Source organism: Paenibacillus bovis (genome assembly GCF_001421015.2).
GTDB classification, from domain to species: Bacteria; Bacillota; Bacilli; order Paenibacillales; family Paenibacillaceae; genus Saccharibacillus; species Saccharibacillus bovis.
The window spans coordinates 1,391,776-1,409,401 of the sequence record NZ_CP013023.1 but is presented as its reverse complement, the minus strand read 5'-3'; the positions used below and the strand labels follow the sequence as shown (position 1 = coordinate 1,409,401).

21 protein-coding genes are annotated in these 17,626 nt (G+C 43.5%); 1 reads left to right on the top strand and 20 read right to left on the bottom strand.

The features are described 5' to 3' along the window. Nucleotide 1: 1 nt before the first annotated feature. The 5 genes from AR543_RS24950 to AR543_RS06015 all read right to left on the bottom strand — a co-directional run bounded on the left by AR543_RS24950 (nucleotide 2) and on the right by AR543_RS06015 (nucleotide 5,524). The gene (locus AR543_RS24950; RefSeq protein ID WP_082472136.1) at nucleotides 2–1,885 is read right to left on the bottom strand and encodes a PfkB family carbohydrate kinase; all 1,884 of its coding nucleotides are present in this window, start codon (nucleotides 1,883–1,885) and stop codon (nucleotides 2–4) included. Between the two features lie 556 nt (nucleotides 1,886–2,441). After that, the gene (locus AR543_RS06030) at nucleotides 2,442–3,464 is read right to left on the bottom strand and encodes a LacI family DNA-binding transcriptional regulator (RefSeq protein ID WP_060532676.1); all 1,023 of its coding nucleotides are present in this window, start codon (nucleotides 3,462–3,464) and stop codon (nucleotides 2,442–2,444) included. A gap of 130 nt (nucleotides 3,465–3,594) precedes the next feature. After that, the gene (locus AR543_RS06025) at nucleotides 3,595–4,428 is read right to left on the bottom strand and encodes a methyl-accepting chemotaxis protein (protein WP_060532674.1); all 834 of its coding nucleotides are present in this window, start codon (nucleotides 4,426–4,428) and stop codon (nucleotides 3,595–3,597) included. 108 nt (nucleotides 4,429–4,536) lie between these two features. Continuing rightward, entirely contained in the window at nucleotides 4,537–4,746 is a 210-nt protein-coding gene (locus AR543_RS06020; protein ID WP_060532672.1) for a bacteriocin immunity protein, read from the bottom strand. Nucleotides 4,747–5,146: 400 nt separating this feature from the next. Beyond that, the gene (locus AR543_RS06015) at nucleotides 5,147–5,524 is read right to left on the bottom strand and encodes a hypothetical protein (RefSeq protein ID WP_060532670.1); all 378 of its coding nucleotides are present in this window, start codon (nucleotides 5,522–5,524) and stop codon (nucleotides 5,147–5,149) included. A gap of 560 nt (nucleotides 5,525–6,084) precedes the next feature. Between AR543_RS06015 and AR543_RS06010 the strand changes: the two genes are divergently transcribed. Next, nucleotides 6,085–6,507: a hypothetical protein gene (locus AR543_RS06010; protein ID WP_060532668.1), complete on the top strand. Its 423-nt coding sequence runs from the start codon at nucleotides 6,085–6,087 to the stop codon at nucleotides 6,505–6,507. Here the strand turns inward: AR543_RS06010 and AR543_RS25030 are convergent. The 15 genes from AR543_RS25030 to purH all read right to left on the bottom strand — a co-directional run bounded on the left by AR543_RS25030 (nucleotide 6,504) and on the right by purH (nucleotide 17,613). After that, entirely contained in the window at nucleotides 6,504–6,725 is a 222-nt protein-coding gene (locus AR543_RS25030; protein WP_082472135.1) for a pentapeptide repeat-containing protein, read from the bottom strand. The two genes, AR543_RS06010 and AR543_RS25030, sit on opposite strands and share 4 nt — an antisense overlap. 61 nt (nucleotides 6,726–6,786) lie before the next feature. Next, nucleotides 6,787–7,626 (bottom strand): pPIWI-associating nuclease domain-containing protein, encoded by an 840-nt coding sequence (locus AR543_RS06000; protein ID WP_060532666.1) that lies wholly within the window; start codon nucleotides 7,624–7,626, stop codon nucleotides 6,787–6,789. Then, entirely contained in the window at nucleotides 7,619–8,122 is a 504-nt protein-coding gene (locus tag AR543_RS05995) for a hypothetical protein (RefSeq protein WP_335582709.1), read from the bottom strand. Before AR543_RS05995 ends, AR543_RS06000 begins: the two co-directional genes overlap by 8 nt. 234 nt (nucleotides 8,123–8,356) lie before the next feature. Continuing rightward, nucleotides 8,357–8,569: a hypothetical protein gene (locus AR543_RS05990; protein ID WP_060532665.1), complete on the bottom strand. Its 213-nt coding sequence runs from the start codon at nucleotides 8,567–8,569 to the stop codon at nucleotides 8,357–8,359. A gap of 194 nt (nucleotides 8,570–8,763) precedes the next feature. Beyond that, complete coding sequence (locus AR543_RS05985) at nucleotides 8,764–9,507, bottom strand: barstar family protein (RefSeq protein WP_158523935.1); 744 nt, start codon at nucleotides 9,505–9,507, stop codon at nucleotides 8,764–8,766. A 254-nt stretch (nucleotides 9,508–9,761) separates the two neighbouring features. Beyond that, nucleotides 9,762–10,232, bottom strand: coding sequence for a hypothetical protein (locus AR543_RS05980; protein WP_060532661.1), 471 nt, complete (start codon nucleotides 10,230–10,232; stop codon nucleotides 9,762–9,764). A 378-nt stretch (nucleotides 10,233–10,610) separates the two neighbouring features. Beyond that, on the bottom strand, nucleotides 10,611–10,784 hold the full coding sequence (locus AR543_RS24660) for a hypothetical protein (protein WP_227871842.1): 174 nt from the start codon (nucleotides 10,782–10,784) through the stop codon (nucleotides 10,611–10,613). Between the two features lie 251 nt (nucleotides 10,785–11,035). Then, entirely contained in the window at nucleotides 11,036–11,434 is a 399-nt protein-coding gene (locus tag AR543_RS05970) for a hypothetical protein (protein ID WP_060532659.1), read from the bottom strand. Nucleotides 11,435–11,656: 222 nt separating this feature from the next. Further along, the gene (locus tag AR543_RS05965) at nucleotides 11,657–11,851 is read right to left on the bottom strand and encodes a hypothetical protein (protein WP_145953895.1); all 195 of its coding nucleotides are present in this window, start codon (nucleotides 11,849–11,851) and stop codon (nucleotides 11,657–11,659) included. A gap of 140 nt (nucleotides 11,852–11,991) precedes the next feature. Then, nucleotides 11,992–12,432, bottom strand: coding sequence for a CPCC family cysteine-rich protein (locus AR543_RS05960; RefSeq protein WP_087071297.1), 441 nt, complete (start codon nucleotides 12,430–12,432; stop codon nucleotides 11,992–11,994). Between the two features lie 166 nt (nucleotides 12,433–12,598). Next, complete coding sequence (locus tag AR543_RS05955; RefSeq protein WP_227871841.1) at nucleotides 12,599–13,231, bottom strand: RHS repeat domain-containing protein; 633 nt, start codon at nucleotides 13,229–13,231, stop codon at nucleotides 12,599–12,601. Between the two features lie 61 nt (nucleotides 13,232–13,292). After that, nucleotides 13,293–13,673 (bottom strand): hypothetical protein, encoded by a 381-nt coding sequence (locus AR543_RS05950; protein ID WP_060532651.1) that lies wholly within the window; start codon nucleotides 13,671–13,673, stop codon nucleotides 13,293–13,295. A gap of 242 nt (nucleotides 13,674–13,915) precedes the next feature. Next, nucleotides 13,916–14,152: a hypothetical protein gene (locus AR543_RS05945; RefSeq protein WP_060532649.1), complete on the bottom strand. Its 237-nt coding sequence runs from the start codon at nucleotides 14,150–14,152 to the stop codon at nucleotides 13,916–13,918. Nucleotides 14,153–14,502: 350 nt separating this feature from the next. Next, the gene (purD, locus tag AR543_RS05940) at nucleotides 14,503–15,780 is read right to left on the bottom strand and encodes a phosphoribosylamine--glycine ligase (RefSeq protein ID WP_060532647.1); all 1,278 of its coding nucleotides are present in this window, start codon (nucleotides 15,778–15,780) and stop codon (nucleotides 14,503–14,505) included. 285 nt (nucleotides 15,781–16,065) lie between these two features. Beyond that, nucleotides 16,066–17,613 carry a bifunctional phosphoribosylaminoimidazolecarboxamide formyltransferase/IMP cyclohydrolase gene (purH, locus tag AR543_RS05935; protein WP_060532644.1) on the bottom strand — a complete coding sequence of 516 codons (1,548 nt, stop codon included), beginning with the start codon at nucleotides 17,611–17,613 and terminating at the stop codon, nucleotides 16,066–16,068. Nucleotides 17,614–17,626: the final 13 nt, after the last annotated feature.

The following is a 17,626-nucleotide window of genomic DNA, read 5'->3' as shown; positions in this document are numbered from 1 at the left end:
ATCAGTTCACTCCTTCCAGGGATGAGGACATTGCCGATAAGACTGCGGATACATCCGTACGTTTGGTCTGTTCCATATATTGCTGCAGCCGGGATTCAGTCGGATAGCCTTCATGGTCACCCACCGACTGCACGGCAAGTGCTCCAATCGCACAGCCGCGGCTGACAACCTCCTCGATCGGCAAACCTGCCAGCCAGCCGCTCACGGTGCCGACAGCGAAGCCATCACCGGCTCCTACAGTATCAATAACCTCGGGTACTGCGAATCCGGGTACACTGCCACTTTGCTCGCGGGTATAATAGGCGGCACCGGATGGTCCCAGCTTCACAACCACCAGCTTCACTCCGAGGTTCAGATAGAACCGGGCGATTTGTTCGGGATCACGGGAGCCTGTTAGAATAACACCTTCTTCAATACCCGGCAGCACTACATCGGCATACGCGGCAAACTCATTGATAACGCTTACCATCTGCTGCTGACTTTCCCATAGCTGTGGGCGCAGATTCGGGTCAAAAGAAATCGTTCGTCCCGCCTGCTTCATTTCCATAATAACCGCACGGGCAAATTCACGATTGGCGGCAGACAGGGCAAGAGGAATACCGGTCATATGCAGATGACGTGCCGAGGTGAAATACTCCCGGTCCAGCTCATCACGGCTCATTCGGCTCGCTGCCGAGCCTCTACGGAAGTACTGTACCTCCGGATCGCCCGAGACTACTCTAGACTTGAGCTGGAATCCGGTTGGATATTGCGGATCGGTCAATACATGCTCCAGATTGACTTTTTCATCCGCCAGCTTCTCGCGAACAAAGCTGCCAAATACATCATTCCCAACCCGACTCGCCCAGCCGGAACGAAGGCCCAGTCTGGCAAATCCGATTGCTGCATTGGCTTCCGCTCCTGCCAACCTGCGGCTGAACAGGCTCACCTGGTGCAGCGGTCCGGATTGTTCCGCTACAAACATCGTCATCGCTTCGCCAAATGTTACTACATCCAGACCTGAATGATCCGCTTCACGCTCACTACGTAAGCTAACATGCTGTTTGGATAATGACATCTCTGTTCCTCCCTGTTCGTCAGCCAGCAGGCTGCAATAATATGAAATTGCCGGATCATCCGGTAATGTAAATTCTATCGCCCGGTTCGCGGTACGAGGCAGCATACGAAGCATTTGTCTCCACAGTGCATCCTGCTCCTCGGGTAGCGGCAGGGTCGTATATTCATTTCCCTGTACGATCGAATGCTTGGCATGAATATAGGATACGTAGGGCGACAGATCTGCTGCTGCCTGCAGCGCTACCTCTTCATAACCGGCATATAGCCAGTTACCTGTATCCCATGTCATTCGCACAGGCAGAATATCATCGATAAGCTGCCATTTCTCTATCTCCCGGAAAAAGGCCAGCAGCCGCTTCGGATCACCGCCGTAAGTAGTTTGATCATTTTCGATCAACAGCTGAACGGTGTGACCTTTCTGTTGTTCACTTGTATTTGATGGTAAATAATACGCTTTCATAAATGATTCCAGTTGATCCAGCGGCGATAGCTCTGCCTCGTAATGTCCAAGTGAAAGCTTCACCTGATTGGCTCCAAGCTGCTCGGCTTCGCTCAGTGCCAGAGAGAGTACATCGATATCCAGCTGATGATCTTCCCGCCAGAGCTGCATCGGAACCGAGTAGACCGTCGTCCGCAGGCCTGCACTCTGTATCGCCTGTCTGCATTGCTGCAGTTGTTCTTCGATGGGATCGATATGTGTGAATAGCTCTCTGCGAATCTCGATCCCCTCTGCTCCCAGCTTCGCAGTTCTGAATACCGCCTCTATCTGGGTCTGCTGTCCAGCGACCACTTCGCTAAATACCGATGCAGGAATGATGATTTGTCTCATGATGCTTGCTCCTTCCTCTCTCTTTGGATCGCTATTCTTCTTACATTACTGCTCTCTTTGAATCACTACTGCTACTTGTTAATGACGATTTGTCAGATGATCTGCTATATAAATCCATTAGTATTTCGTACTTTATCGATTATCGTTCTGCTATACATATAAACAATTAATCGCTTACATAAACCGATTTAGTAAATCGATTTATAAAAACAGTATAAACCTGTCATTTCTCAAATACAACCTTTTTTTGAAAGCGTTATCTAATGTAGTTAAATAGTCTGTATGTAGTCGGCTTTCGTTAGGCACTCTACAGTGTAATCCACTATTGGATGAACAAAAATGATTCCAAGCAAATCTACCCAACACAAAAACGCAGCTTGTCCCCAAGGAGCTGCTGCGTTAAATCCATCGTACTATTTTCGTTTTTGTTTCTATTTATACGTAGATTCTATTTTTACGATATTTTTCTAATATAAGCTGTAGTTATGCTGATAGAGAGGTACTTGACCAGCAGCGGTTGTCTCCTACGTTCTCTATCCTTACGCTATCCGTTCAGTCATTCCTGTACAGCAGGACCCGACGATTCCCGAATCATCAGACGGCAGGAGAATTGCTTTTCCTGAATGGGCGGCCATTCCTGCCCGCGGCTCTCGGCTTCAATATCAGCCAGCAGCATCGCAGCCGCTTCTCTTCCCATCTCGTGAGCAGGCTGTACAATTGTCGACAGGGTCGGTGTGAGCAGCTCTGCGAACGGAATATTATCGAATACGATCAGCGCCATATCCTGGGGAATCCGCAGCCTTCGTTCCTTTAGAAATGCCAGCGCTTCCAGCAGTACCAGATCGTTACCGGCAATAATGGCTTCCGGCAGATCATTCTGCTGCTCCAGCTCACCCAACCGCTGACGCAGCTGTCGAACGTCTTCGGAGATGACTATAGGCTCGATCTGCGGCAGCTGTTCCTGCATGGCTTTTCTGTAGCCTTCCACACGTTCCAGACGGGTCGAAATAGATAACGGAGCAGTCAGCATCGCTATCCGCTGGTATCCGGCTTCGATAAGATGCAGCGTAGCTTCATAGGCAGCCTGCTCATTTTCCACTACGACACGATTGACCGGCACATCTTCCAGCTTACGATCGATAAAGACCAGCGGGAATTGCTCGTCGACCAGCTTGCGGTAGACCGGAGTGAGCGGACCAGATGGAAAAGCGATAACGCCATCTACCTGCTTGGAACGCAGCATCTCCAGATCATTCTGTTCCCGGCTCTGGTCTTCATCGGTATTGCAGAGGATTACGCTGATTCCCTGTTCTCGGCAGTAGCTCTCAATACCACGGCAGATCTCAATCGAAAAGTGGTGCAGCATATTCGCTACAATGACACCAATTGTAAAGGTACGCTTTTGCTTGAGTCCTCGCGCCAATATATTGGGCCGGTAATCCAGCGCTTCAATCGAAGCGGCAATTCGCGCTCGTGTAGCAGCACTCATATATTCATAACGCCCGTTGAGGTACTGGGAAATGGTGCTTTTGGATACACCTGCCTCACGGGCCACATCAGCCATCGTTACTTTTGCCATGGTTGCACTGCCCTTTCTGTAAAGATGATTCTACTCCATATCATAACCCAAAACAGGATAAAAAAGAGACCGTTCCTCTGGTAGCGAATATTCGGCCTCTTGGTGGAAATGCACAAAAGATTTATTTTAATTATTTCTCATAGGATAAAAGAGTATTGAACAGCTCCTGAATCTCCGCCGAAATGGTAGACATGTTATGCAGCGCTTCCTGGAAGTTCACGACCAACTGGGCCTGCTGCGTCGATGAAGAGGAAATCTGCGAAATATCCCCTTCCATCTGTACGATTGCGCTGCGGATATCATTCAGCGAGTCTTCGATCTGCCCGGTTGCCTGCTTGGCATCGACCGACAGCTTGCGTACTTCCTGGGCGACGACGCTGAAGCCTGCGCCTGCCTCACCGGCACGAGCTGCTTCAATTGCTGCATTGAGTCCCAGTAGATTCGTCTGCTCGGAAATCTCACGGATCAACCCGGTAATCTGGGTTACCGAGGACGATTTGCGTACGGCTTCCTTGGAATTGCGAAGCACCTGATCGGATACCGAAGACAGCTGATCGGAATGGGACGAGACATGATGAACATTACTCACCAGCTGGCTGGTAATCTCGGCTGCTGCTTTCATCAGCTCTTCCATGCGATGCCGATTGTCCATACTCATACCGAGGGCGATCACTGCAATGACCTGTCTTTTCTCATCGTGGATAGGTACGTATACGACATCAACGGCCGTTCCGAGCACTTCTTTGGGAAAATGCAAAAAGCTGCGTTCGGTTTTGCTTTTCAAATATATAAAATTCTGCTGATCCGGAGGCAACATATCCCCGGTCTTCAGACCAATACTAAACGACCGAGCGGGTGAAGAATACAATACACGTTCCCTGTCCATTACACACAGCATACAATCTTCGCGAATCAGCTGTTTTATGTAAGGCATCGACTGAATAACGGACTCTACAATACTCATTTTTTATAGCCCCCTGAATAGTTGTTTGGACAAACCCTGCTTATATAGTATCGGCAGAGCTGCGACTATCCATAATATGCAAGGGGATAATTCCCAAATATAGATGCACTAGGGTTCCAGCCGGATCGGCTCATAAGCCAGCGCTTCATCAACGATCTGCTCGGCGGTCAGCTCCCGCTTATCCCAGTAAATGAGATCGCTGACCCCAGGGTGCGGAACGTTCTGCTGCAGCTGTTCGAGCAGATCGTCCTGCTCCTGTTCGCTGCCCTCTCCACTTTGAATCTTGTTAACGAGTGCTATTAGCTGCTCGCGATCCATGGAACATCCTCCTGTTCATCTCTTTGTATTTGTTGTATAACATTATGAACCAGCTCGTTCTTATAAGCACCTGTTCCTGTGATGCATCAATTGTTTCTATTATGTATCACGGAACCCTGCGAATAGATATTCACAGGATTCCGGTAGAGAATTAGCTATCCATGTATCGTCATATTACAGCATACAGCTATTATGCTGCATATCGGAAGACTAATTTACTCGTAAGAGTATCGGGTTACGCTACTCTTTTTTTGCTCTATTCCTCATGCTAATGCTACATGCTGCTATTTTCCCCATTTACTATTTGAGTTGTTATGGGACGTCATCGTTATCTATGGTATTTATTAACATAACGATCCCCGTCTATCGAGTCGATAAAGACCTCTGTTTGCGCATCCCTTTATCTTGGATCGCTATCACTTTCCCAGGTATACGTAGTCTCAATAGTGACATCCGCGTGGCCAGTAGTGGAAAGGATCACCCGGTAAGGAACCGGCGGAATATGAATCACATCAGTGGGTACGCGGTAATAGACACTTTTGGATCCGTCGATCAGCTTCACCTGAACCGGGTCCCATTTGCGTGTCTTGAAATTGTATTTCTCGATCGATACGATCATTCGGCCGTCCTGCTGTACATCCAGTCCTACATAGCTGTCTCCGGAGGAATTGAACTGTGCCGCTTTAAAAGCACCGCTGTCTTTGGTCAGCGTATAATAATCCACTGTAGTATCGGAGGTATCCTGCGTCGTTATCGTACCTCCACCTGTAGCAGCCACGTCGCTCGGGGGGCAGCGCTGGCATATCCTCCAGCTGTTGTTGTCAGCAGTGTACCTGCCAGCAATAAAGTATAATATTTTGAATTTTTCATGGTTTCCCTCTCTTCCTTTCGTTTCCAGAAAAGTACAAATCAATTTGGTAAACAAGATTATATCCTACCAATCTGCTGAGGCTCTCACCTCCCTTCCAGGTCAACCCCTTTCTGGATGATGACAAATCTCTATGTAGCTGCGGGCTCGTGTTCAACCTATACTATACTGTAATTTGGGTCGGATATATAACCTGCCGTATGATTCCAGTTTCGCATAAATCGTCGATAAAGATCACTTTGGGGATGGTTATCAACATATAGCTAAGAGTCTTATGAAAGTTGTTTTAACCTCTTACAGCCTTTGGCAAACATCCAAAAAGCTATATTTGCCTGTTTACAAGCCAAGAGATAAATGCATTTAGTCCGCTTCACCAGTGGGCTGGCGTGTTAAAATAAAATCAGAAGAAATTATATTGTCGGGACCATTAATGCAGCTGAATATCCATTTCTACAAGGGAGGAAGTCCACATGCCAGACACCATCTCTACACCGGTAGGAACGTTAACTATTCATCAGCCAGACCAGGGACCAGCACTCGCCCAGGGCACGACATATGAGTGGCATCCGGAAGGCATTTTTTTCTTGATTCAATTGAATGAAGAACATTCTACCACGCAGCTCCCCTATGGCTTTATCCGGGACAAGCTGCACCATCTGGATCGGTACTGCCGCGATGCCAGACAATTCCTGATCGCCGAATTCGGTTGTCCTGACGGTGAAGAATCCACCTTCATCACCCATCCGGAAGTGACATTCTGGGATAATGCGTACTGGTCGGTGCGATTCGCGGAGGGAACACTGGATATTTGTCGTCCAAATGGAGTATTGGTGCACTGGAAAGGGGATCATATTATCGGATATGACGATTTGTCATTGAAGGAGAAAAGTTAGCTTTTCAGCAATACGGCTCCATACTCCAGAGGATTGAACGAGGGTGGCCAGATCGTGCTTTCATCGTATTTGGCTTCCTTTAACATAATGTCTTCCATCCTGTTGCACAGCATAACAGCGCCCATTAATTGGGCTCCCTCAAAATTGGTATTCCATACGTCTGCATCTGTCAGATCAGCATGGCACAGACGGGCATTTTTGAAATGAGCGCCTGCCAGACGGGCTTAATTGTGTGGAGACAAGTCTCACGCTACAAATAATGCAAGCAATTCTACATACTCAACATTTCAGTAATTCACCTTGTATTGTACGTCTCTCGCGACCGATCCATTGTAATCGGGGAATATTAGTAATATCTGTATCTGGATAATCGGAACTGTCATATGTGGTGAGTCTAAATCTATACCATGTTACGCCTGCAGAGTCTTCTGCCTGAGCAGCATGACGATCAAATGTTAGTCTTCCAGTTATAGTAAACGTCAACTCATGTATAGTCAGGCTGGTAATCCGTACCCGTTCGAGGACAACAGCTTGCAGGCTGGATTGCGGTGGCAATTTTCTGGTGGAGCGCAGTATATCGGCCAATCGTGCCGGCAGAATATTCTGCGCGAGCTGGTATTCATATGCTTCGAATAATTGCTGCCGAGTATGTTCTATATAGGCCAGTAAGTCTGCAAATAAACAGACGGCCTGCCGTGATTCCTGCTGAGCCTGAGCAATAGGTAATCTTGCATATTCTTCCTGTGTATAATTGAAATCGTTCAAAGGACGAATAAATCGTTGCTCCAGCTCTTCGCTGACTTTACTCATATCCAAATTTAATTCATTCATAATGAACTCATCCAATAGCTTGTTTTTGATAGCATACAGTATACGAGCTATATGTATTAATTCTTCATCATTTTCCTGTTCTCGATCATACCAGTCACAAAGATACAGGTCTTTATCAGGCGCTATACGATCTAATATCATAATCATTACTTCCTGAAAAGAAAGCGCAAAGTTATATATATGTTCGCCCTCTTCAAAATGATCCAGCTTGCGAAGTGCAAAAGTCAGCTTTACCTTTTCGTTGTAATTCAATAGATGCAGGACATGATCAAATTGCTCTTCATACATGGTATGAGTCTCCTAAATCTATCTGTTTCCATTCCTGCTCATGGTTCTTTTCATAAATAATCAGGCTTGTATCAGGAAATCTCTCGCTCAATTTCTGTCTGGCTTCATATTCACTGCAATTCTGTTCTACATACATTTCATCCTGCAAAAATGCAATAACTATAGAGCAGCTTTTGTCAGCATTGGCTAAGTATAATCCGAATAATTCATTGTACTGAGTATTAAAATATACTCTTGTGCATTTTATTTCAAACCGGATATCTTCCTTTACTTCTACCAATTTCTCATAACTGGCAAATAAATTAAAATCATCTAATTCATAGACAGAACGTGAGGAAAGCAATGGATTCATACCTCTTATGTATAGTCCTACAACTTCACTATTCTTCTTCTCAAAGAAAAGAACATGATCCAGCCTTTCATTATCTTCCTCATCATGTAAATAAATAATATTTAAAAGCTCTTTTCCCACGAAAAAATAATCAATCTTTTTCATGAACGATAGTATATAGTTATTCAAATGCATCCTCACTTTCCGGTTAGCTACTCTACCATTTCCTTTATGCAAATGGAGTAGCATCTGTTCCAAAACTGAATCCAATCTCCAATCAGCTTGCTCTGTCTGCACTCAGACTACACCGATCAATATATGAAACTGTATTGCCATTCTCATACGCATAACAGTTTATCGTAAGTCCATTATGGATACTGCCTGTCAGCATAACTCGATTTACAAGTTGTTAGCAAACCAACTATGATCTAGAATTCTATTGCCATGATTCATCATTTGTCTTTTTATTTTTTCTGACAATTTACTATCTTCAATGATAACAGCCGCTTTATTTGGAATATCTACAATAGCATATTTGTTTTGAGCCACTTCGAGTAAAGCATATTGATCTTTGTGTATGGTCCACATGTCTTTATAATTATTAAGGTCCATTTCTTCCTCCTAATGAGTATAGATGCCCGGGTCGATTCTGATGTAGGTAGTTTTATCTATAATTGCTTATGCATTTTTTGTACTAATTTTGGATTAGCTGTATAACTAATTTTCTTTATTATATAAACCTTAATATAAATAAATTCTATTCAGGCTACATGTAAAAAATCATGCGTTTTATATTACTATCATTATCACTGTAGCCATACATTCACGTTATAACTTTTCGCTGTTTCTAACAAAGCATCAAAGAGTGGGCGATCTCCGACTTCTTCAAAAACAGATTCAGTTAGCAACTTTCGGTCTTCGATCTGTTTCGCTTTGATCTCTTTTAACCAAGCGTATTGATCTAATGCTTCTCGTGCAATTTGATGATCTTTCCAGATTAAAGTAAAAGGGGCTTGAGCACCATAATCTCCATGGAAGCAATCAATCATAGAATTTATATCAAAACCATAATATCCACCGGGACCATGAATGGCTTCTCCCAATGCACAGAAAAAAGAAGAATAATCTATTATATCTTTTCCCTCCAGCATAAAATTCGATCCTTTTCGCTGATAGCTTCTTTGATTTGCAACGTAATTCCGAACTACCTGTAACCAGGCTCTTCTTTGTTTTTCTGATAAATCAGCCCATTCATTTCTTTGGGCAGGAACTGCCTCTATCCATCTATTCCAAATATAGAGTTCTTCTGGTGAGACTATTCTTCCTAATGATCCTGTCCAGACGATATCATCTGTTTCATTCAAAAAACCAGAACGATGATAATATATATTATCAAAAATAAAGAATGGAATTTCTCCAATACTTTCATCATTGGGTTTGGTAATACTAATGTAAATTAATCGACTTATTGATTCTTTACTTTTAGAAAGATAGCTTTTGAATTCTGTAGTAAATATAAATTCTTTCAATTGTAATTCATGAAATTTCATTTCTTCAGAAGTATGAATTTCACCATCCAGTCCAAGAATATCTTTACAATGACCTATAATCAATCCACTTAGATCGTCTCTAATTGTAAATTTAATAACTATTCGTACCACTTCCTTTTATGAACATTCTATATTCAAGTAATCATCAACCGTAATCACTTTATCATTGTACGACTTGCCAATAATTCATAGTATATTTATTCATCCTCCGTAATCTAAAATATTGATATGGATGCTATCAAAACCCAAACAAACTATACAAAATGCAATTTCTTTAAAAATTTATACCAGTCATCATTATGATAGTCAGAAACCAATGCTATATAGCCCGCACCAAAAACACAATTTTCAAAAAAAAAACACAGGTCACTACTTATACAATACAGCTGTTCCGTATCTGTATTAAATAGATAAACCGAGTTATTTTCTTTACACAGCAGCAAAGGTTCATATAAAATCTGTCCAATCTTAATCCATTTTTCGTGTCGTCCTTCTAACTCTGAGACACGAAATTGATTTTCTTTCAATTCAGAATATGACCATAAATCAATAGAACCAAATCGTGCCCCATCCGATTTTTCTAAGAATATACTGTAGGTATCCACTTCCATCATGGAAGCAACATTCAATTCAACACCATTATTCATCTTTCCAATAATAATATTATTCTCTGAAGTTAATAATTCATTTTTAATCTTTTTTAAAATTTCTTCTAAACGTTCCACAATCGTGCCTCCGACTGATAATGGTATAAGAGTGTTATTTATTGAATGGCAGGTTCATTCGAGACCATGGGGCTCGCTGCAGTCAGGCAATACTCATCAATATCAATGAATTTTATTTTTTATCACATGGATATAGCCTTTATACGTCTCTTGTTGTTCATCGGACATCCAAATATCCGTTGCTAGATCTATTAAGTTGTTCTTTTCAATATTTTCAAGCATTCTATTCAATTTATACTTATAGGCTGAAAGTATCTCCGAGCTAACAGATGATAACTTTTCCATTAGCTCCACTGAATCAATATCAGAATAGAATGGTGTATTCTGTTCATCAATCCTTTCAATAATTTCAAACGTCGCTAAATCTGTAAAAACATTCTATCTAATACAACGAATCAAGTCGAAGTCTGATAACTCACCCAGACACTTATCAGTAATACCAAAATACCACACAGGCAGCGACATCTCAGAAAATTTTGCTGCATTTTGTGCTGCACCTTCATATTCTTCCTTAGTCAAAAACTCTTTTAATGTCTTTTTTCTATTAATCATATATAGTACTCCTATTATTATTTTGATGGGAATTCTCTGCCATGTAGATTATAATGATACGCCTTGTAGTTAATAACTACATCTTCATCACATCCGATCATTTACTAGGCTTACGGTGTGCCGACATTGTCGGTCTCCATCAGCACCTGAGAGAATAAGGCATGTGTGTTGATAATTTGCTTGGTTGTGGATGAGCTATTTATTTAAAAAAGAAACTTTGAGAAGCATTTCACCCATCAAGGTTTGGAGTATTAGAATTCTTCCAGTGAAATAGCTTCCATAGAACTACAGTAAAACTCAATAAAGTTGTATCCATCGTTCTCACCATATCCACTGTCATCATGAACGTGGTATCGTTGACTCCTATCCCATCCTAACTCTTTTTTATCATGTACTATCAAACTTCTTGTTAGGTAAAGATTTGTAATTTTTCTTACACTAAGGTCAGAAACATCAAAGTATCTGATTCTCATTTTGAAGCATTGATTTGTTTCAATAACCGAGATATGAAAGGAAAGGGTTAGTGAACTCGTGTAATTATCTTTAAAATCAATATCCATAGCGTAGTCAATTCTCACTATTTCTTTATAAGTCCACGAGCCAAGGGCATTTAATTTATCTGTTGTAGTCTCGTAATTTTTTATAAACATCAAAAAGTGTTACCCCCATTAATCAATAAATTTTATCTTGTTTGGTTTCTCATCAATTATTCCTTGTCTTAGTCTACCAGTAGAAGAGTCCATAGAATATTTTATTTCTGTAAAACTTCTTCCTGCATCTTGATAAACCTACAAATAGAGTAGGATCAGCTCCAACACTGGATCCAATCTCCAACCAGCTTGCTCCGTCTGCACACCGCCACATCTATTGTACTAGAACGGTGCTGGCTTGTACCTTCGTTCATCGTACATATTGGTCACTTGTCCGTGGGCACTAGTCAGATCCATCGTGTTGTCGCGCAGATCGTAGTGGTACATCTGGTAGTTACCGGCTGCATCTTCACGTCCGATCAGTCCCATACTATACACATACCAGGCTTGCGGCGCTCCGGCATTGTTGGTCTCCATCAGCACCTGATAGAGCACGGCATGCGAGTTGATGATCTGCTTACTGTTAATTAATTATTCACTTCAAAAAGAAACCCTGAAAGACATATAGCCAATCAAGGTGAGTGATCGAATATTATTTTAAAGATTTTGGGTGAAAATCAGTTCTTTGTATTTAACCATTTATTTATATAATATTTATTGAAATCTAAGCAAAGCTTGTTACGATAATCTGCTATACTGCCTTTATTAATAGATCTATAAGCATGAATATCTGTAGTCCCATCATCTTGCCACTTGCAGTATGGACAAATATCGTAGCCTGTTCCTTCTAACTCATTATAAAGCTCTGTTAAAGTCTTCAGCCTACAACAAGGACATGAAAATAGCTCTTCTACTTCTCCAACAATCTCTATCTCATAACCTGTCATCAAGCAAGCTATTTGAGATAAAAAACCATTGCTTACACCTTCAATATCCAATTCATTCGACTCTAGATCAGCGTTTGAATTATACTCCTCCAAATATTCTGATAAATTTATTTCTTTTTCAATAAAACCACGAACTAAATACATCAATTCAAGAAAATTTTCTCTAGACATCTTTTTCAATCAATCAGTCCCATTCTTTTTAAAGTTAAGATTACATGGTCTTCCGTCCTGTCATTCCACTTATAAAATGATTTGATCCTACCGCCTACCTCTGAGCTTACAAATATAGACTGAGTTGAAGGTTCATATCTGTATATGAACGATCCTTCCCTCACTTTTATAATGCCATTAGTCTGTCTAGTACCGAATTCATAAGCCATATCAGAATCTCCTGATACAGATTGGGGACGGTTGTAGGGCGATTCAATCGCCTGGCCGCTGACATGAATGAGATAGATTTCTTTAGCCATATGGTTGAATGCAGCGGTGAACGCCTTGTAATCTTTTTTGCCTGTGAATTAATCCTTGAAGTGGATCTGATCTCCGACCTTGATATGTTTAAGATTTTCGTCAATCCATTATCGATACTGCCTGTCAGCACATCCCGGTTCACAAATCGCTTGATCTCCGGATTGTAGTATCTGGCACGCATCTGGTACAGACCATTTGCATCCGTCTGCACACCGTCACGTCCATTGTACTGGAATGGCTGCTGGCTTGCACCTTCATGCTCCAGCTGTTCACCGTACGTGTCAGTCACCTGTCCTTGTGCATCGGTCAGAGCCATCGTGCTGCCGCGCAGATCGTAGTGGTATGTCTGGTAGTTGCCGGCTGCATCTTCGCGTCCGATCAGTCCCATCCCGTATACATACCAGGCTTGGGGTGCTCCGATATTATCGGTCTCCATTAGCACCTGAGAGAGCACGGCAAGCGAGTTGATGATCTGCTTGGTTATAGCTTGATTATTCACTTTAAAAAGAGACCTTGAAAGGCATTTAGCCTATCAAGATCTCTTACTTTGTCAATAGAGTTTACTCGGTTACATCCATATATTCTTGTGCACTAATCTCTTCATATATTATTTTTATTTTCTCAGTTCCCTCAAGCAAAGAAGCAATATACTTAGTGATATCTACGGTGATTTCTTTATCATCATAAAGTTTATTGTTTCTAGAGTAAGAACGTACTTCTAAAACATACCCTTCTTCTCCTCCGTAGCCTTGTATGACTAATTCAAATCCTAGTATACTTTCCTTTATATACACTGCAGGCACTTCTTCATAAATATGATCTTCCAAACCACCAAATGGAAGTCCACCTACCAACTTATCAGATATAATTTTAGAAACTCCCATAATATCTTCGTCTGATAATATGGGTACAAAACAGATAAAATAAGGGTATTTTTTCATTACACCGCTCCTTAATCAATTATATAACTACTGTTTTGATTTTTTATTACATTCAAGATATGGAAATTAAAGTTACCTAGTCTCCCCTCTTATCTACTTTTCTTATACCAAAAAAGATTCCTTTCAGAATCTTGAGTTTTCATCAAAAAAAGCCTGAAGACATAATGCCAATCAGGGCCGATAATCCGTTATGATTGCTCAAATAAGAGTACTCGAATATATCAAAAAAATCTCATTTAAAACTAACCCACGTATATTATTTCTCCAAATTCGTTAATTCCTAAGATTAAGGAACCATCCACAATATCACCTTGCTTATTGCTCATTTCAAATATAACTGACCAGCAGGGATAACGATTATCATTTCTATCAACACTAATCAAAGTAAAGTTAAAAACACTCGAAGCGTTTTGGGAAGTGTAATCCATTGCTACTTTTATTATTTCTTTTTTTTGCAATTTCTTTTTCCCTTTGTCCATTTATTTTATACCTCCAAAATTATCGATATACCAATTTGCATGTTTTTGTTCTTCCTCATTCATCTTATTCCATCTTTTGGAGTTTGATAACATGTCATATACAAAATGTTCGGGAGTATTGAACTGCGATAAATCATTCCTCTTGTACGAGGTAAGTAGTTATAGTTGGAAAGCTACTTCATTTTATAGATATATTTATTAAAATCCCTACTTACAAGTAAGATACTGAATTTTATGACTCCTAAAAGTAATATTTTTACATTATAGTTCATGTAGTTACCTGGTTATTGATATACAAAAAACCACTCCGAAGAGTGGCTCATCTGTATATTATTTTTTTCTGTTTATACTTACTTGCCTGTCAACGCCTTGGCTGCAATATCGCTGCGCTGATGCTTGCCGGTAAATGCAATCTTCGCTGCCTGCTCATAGGCTTGAGCTCGAGCCGAAGCAATATCCGCTCCCAGCCCCACAACCCCCAGAACACGGCCACCGTTGGTTACGAACTCACCGTTCTCGTTCTTGCCGGTACCGGCGTGGAAAACAAGTGCTTCCGATGGATCGATATCCTCCAGACCTGTAATCGGCAGACCTTTGGTATATGATCCCGGATAGCCTCCGGAAGCGAGGATGACGCAGACAGCGGCTTCGTCGCTCCACTGGATATCCACGTCTGCCAGCGTACCATTTACCGTCGCCAGGAAAATATCCAGCAGATCGGTCTGCAGACGCGGCAGGACGACCTGAGTCTCGGGATCGCCGAAACGGGCATTGAATTCTACCGTCTTGGGCTTGCCATCCGGAGTGATCATCAAACCGGCGAACAGCACACCCTGGAACGGACGTCCTTCCGCGACCATGGCTTTGGCAGTCGGAATAACGATAGTCTCGATCGCTTCCTCAATAATAGCCGAGTCGATATGCGGGAGTGGTGAATAGGTGCCCATTCCGCCAGTATTCGGCCCTGCGTCGTTATCAAAGGCAGGCTTGTGATCCTGCGCGGCCGGCATAGCACGTACGGTCTCCCCATCGACAAAGGCCAGGATCGACATCTCCTGTCCTTCCATGAATTCCTCGATAATCACTTTGCTGCCGGCTTCGCCGAATATTTTGTCACGCATAATATTTTGTAGTGCTTCGACCGCCTCGTGCATGGTGCGAGCGACGGTTACGCCTTTGCCTGCAGCCAGTCCGTCTGCTTTGATCACAATCGGTACCGGCTGGCGGTTCAGGTAATTCAGGGCGGTATCGTAATCGTCGAACTTAGCGTAGGCGGCGGTAGGGATATTGTATTTATGCAGCAGATCTTTCATAAAGGTCTTGCTGCCTTCGATCAGCGCAGCATTCTGACGCGGGCCGTATACCGGAATATTCCGCGCTTCGAACACGTCCACGATACCATCCGCGAGCGGATCATCCGGGCCGACGACGACAAGGCCGACCTTTTTCTCGGCTGCAAAGTCTGCTAACTTCTCAAATTCACTTACCTGAATCGGCACACAGTCGGCGATCTGTCCAATCCCCGCATTGCCGGGTGCACAGTAGATCTGATTGACCTGCGGACTTTTGGCCAGCGACCAGATGATGGCATGTTCACGTCCACCGCTGCCGATAACGAGTATATCCATGAAGGGTCACGCTCCTTTTTGATTAAGAAAGTAATGAGCTGGATGAATAGTGATCATGCGGAAGAAGGAGGCTTCAATCCATATACGGAATAGACCTATCGCTACAGCTTATTCCTCTCCACAATACAATAACTTAGCAAAACGGAGCCAAACTTGATGAAATTTGGCTCCGTTCGTTGGCTAGATTTTGAGATGCAGCCGGAGAGATGCGCGGCATGCGCGCATCATGGATCATCCATCTCCGGAGTCCTCTAGAATTCATGATGATACAGCTAGCACAAAGTCTTAGTGTTTGAAGTGGCGTACGCCTGTGAATACCATCGCGATACCATGCTCATTGGCTGCTTTGATAGATTCTTCGTCCTTGACCGAACCACCTGGCTGGATAATAGCCGTGATACCTGCCAGAGCAGCAGCCTCGACGGTATCGCCCATCGGGAAGAATGCGTCGGAAGCGAGTATCGCGCCTTTGGCTTTGTCGGCTGCCTGCTCGATGGCAATCTTGGCAGCGCCGACACGGTTCATCTGGCCTGCACCGACACCTACGGTCATATCGTCTGCTGCCAGTACGATCGCATTGGACTTGACGTGCTTGACGACTTTCCAGCCGAACAGCAGTTGCTTCATTTCTTCGGCAGAAGGAGCACGGTCGGTGACTACTTTCAGATCTGCTTCGGTAATAGAGTGAACATCGCTGTCCTGTACGACCATACCGCCTTCAACCATGGTTACGATATGCTGCGATTTGCGATCGGCCGAAGCAGCGATTTCGCCCATTTTGAGCAGACGGATATTTTTCTTTTTGGTCAGAATCTCCAGGGCTTCCGGGGTAAAGTCCGGTGCCAGGATGATCTCTAGGAAAATCTCGCTCAGCGGCTGCGCGGTCTCGGCGTCGATGGTATGGTTCGCCGCGACGATCCCGCCGAAGATGGAGGTTGGATCCGCGTTGTATGCTTTGTTGTAAGCTTCGGCGATCGTGGAACCTACGCCTACGCCGCATGGGTTCATATGCTTCACAGCTACGACAGCCGGCTCGTTGAATTCTTTGACGATCTGGAGTGCTGCGTTAGCGTCATTGATGTTGTTGTAGGACAGTTCTTTGCCATGCAGCTGCTCGGCCGTGGTCAGTGTACCCGCTGGAGCCATTGGCTTGCGGTAAAAGGCTGCGGTCTGGTGCGGATTCTCGCCGTAGCGCAGATCCTGAATTTTCTCATACGTCACGGTGTAGCGTTCCGGCATCGGATTGTCCAGCACCTCGCATAGATAATCGGAGATCAGGGAGTCGTAAGCAGCGGTATGACGGAATACTTTGGCAGCGAGCTGCTTGCGTGTATCCAGCGTCGTATCTCCTTCTGCACGAACTTCTTCCAGAATAGTCGTATAGTCTGCCGCATCTACCACTACCGTCACAAAGGCGTGATTCTTCGCTGCACTGCGCAGCATGGTTGGTCCGCCGATATCGATATTCTCGATCGCATCTTCATAGGCTACATCCGGTTTGGAGATTGTTTCCTGGAACGGGTACAGGTTCACGACAACGAGGTCGATATAGCCCAGTTCCAGGTCTTTCATTTGCTGCTGATGCTCTTCGCTATCGCGTACAGCCAGCAGACCGCTATGTACAGCTGGATGCAGTGTTTTCACACGTCCGTCCAGAATTTCCGGGAATCCGGTCACATCGGAGATACCGATAACCGGTACGCCTGCATCAGCCAGCAGATTCTTGGTGCCACCGGTAGAGATGATTTCTACACCCAGCTGGGACAGCTCGCGGCAGAAATCGACTACGCCTGTTTTGTCGGATACGCTGACCAGTGCTCTTTTGATCGTCATGTTATAAAAAGCC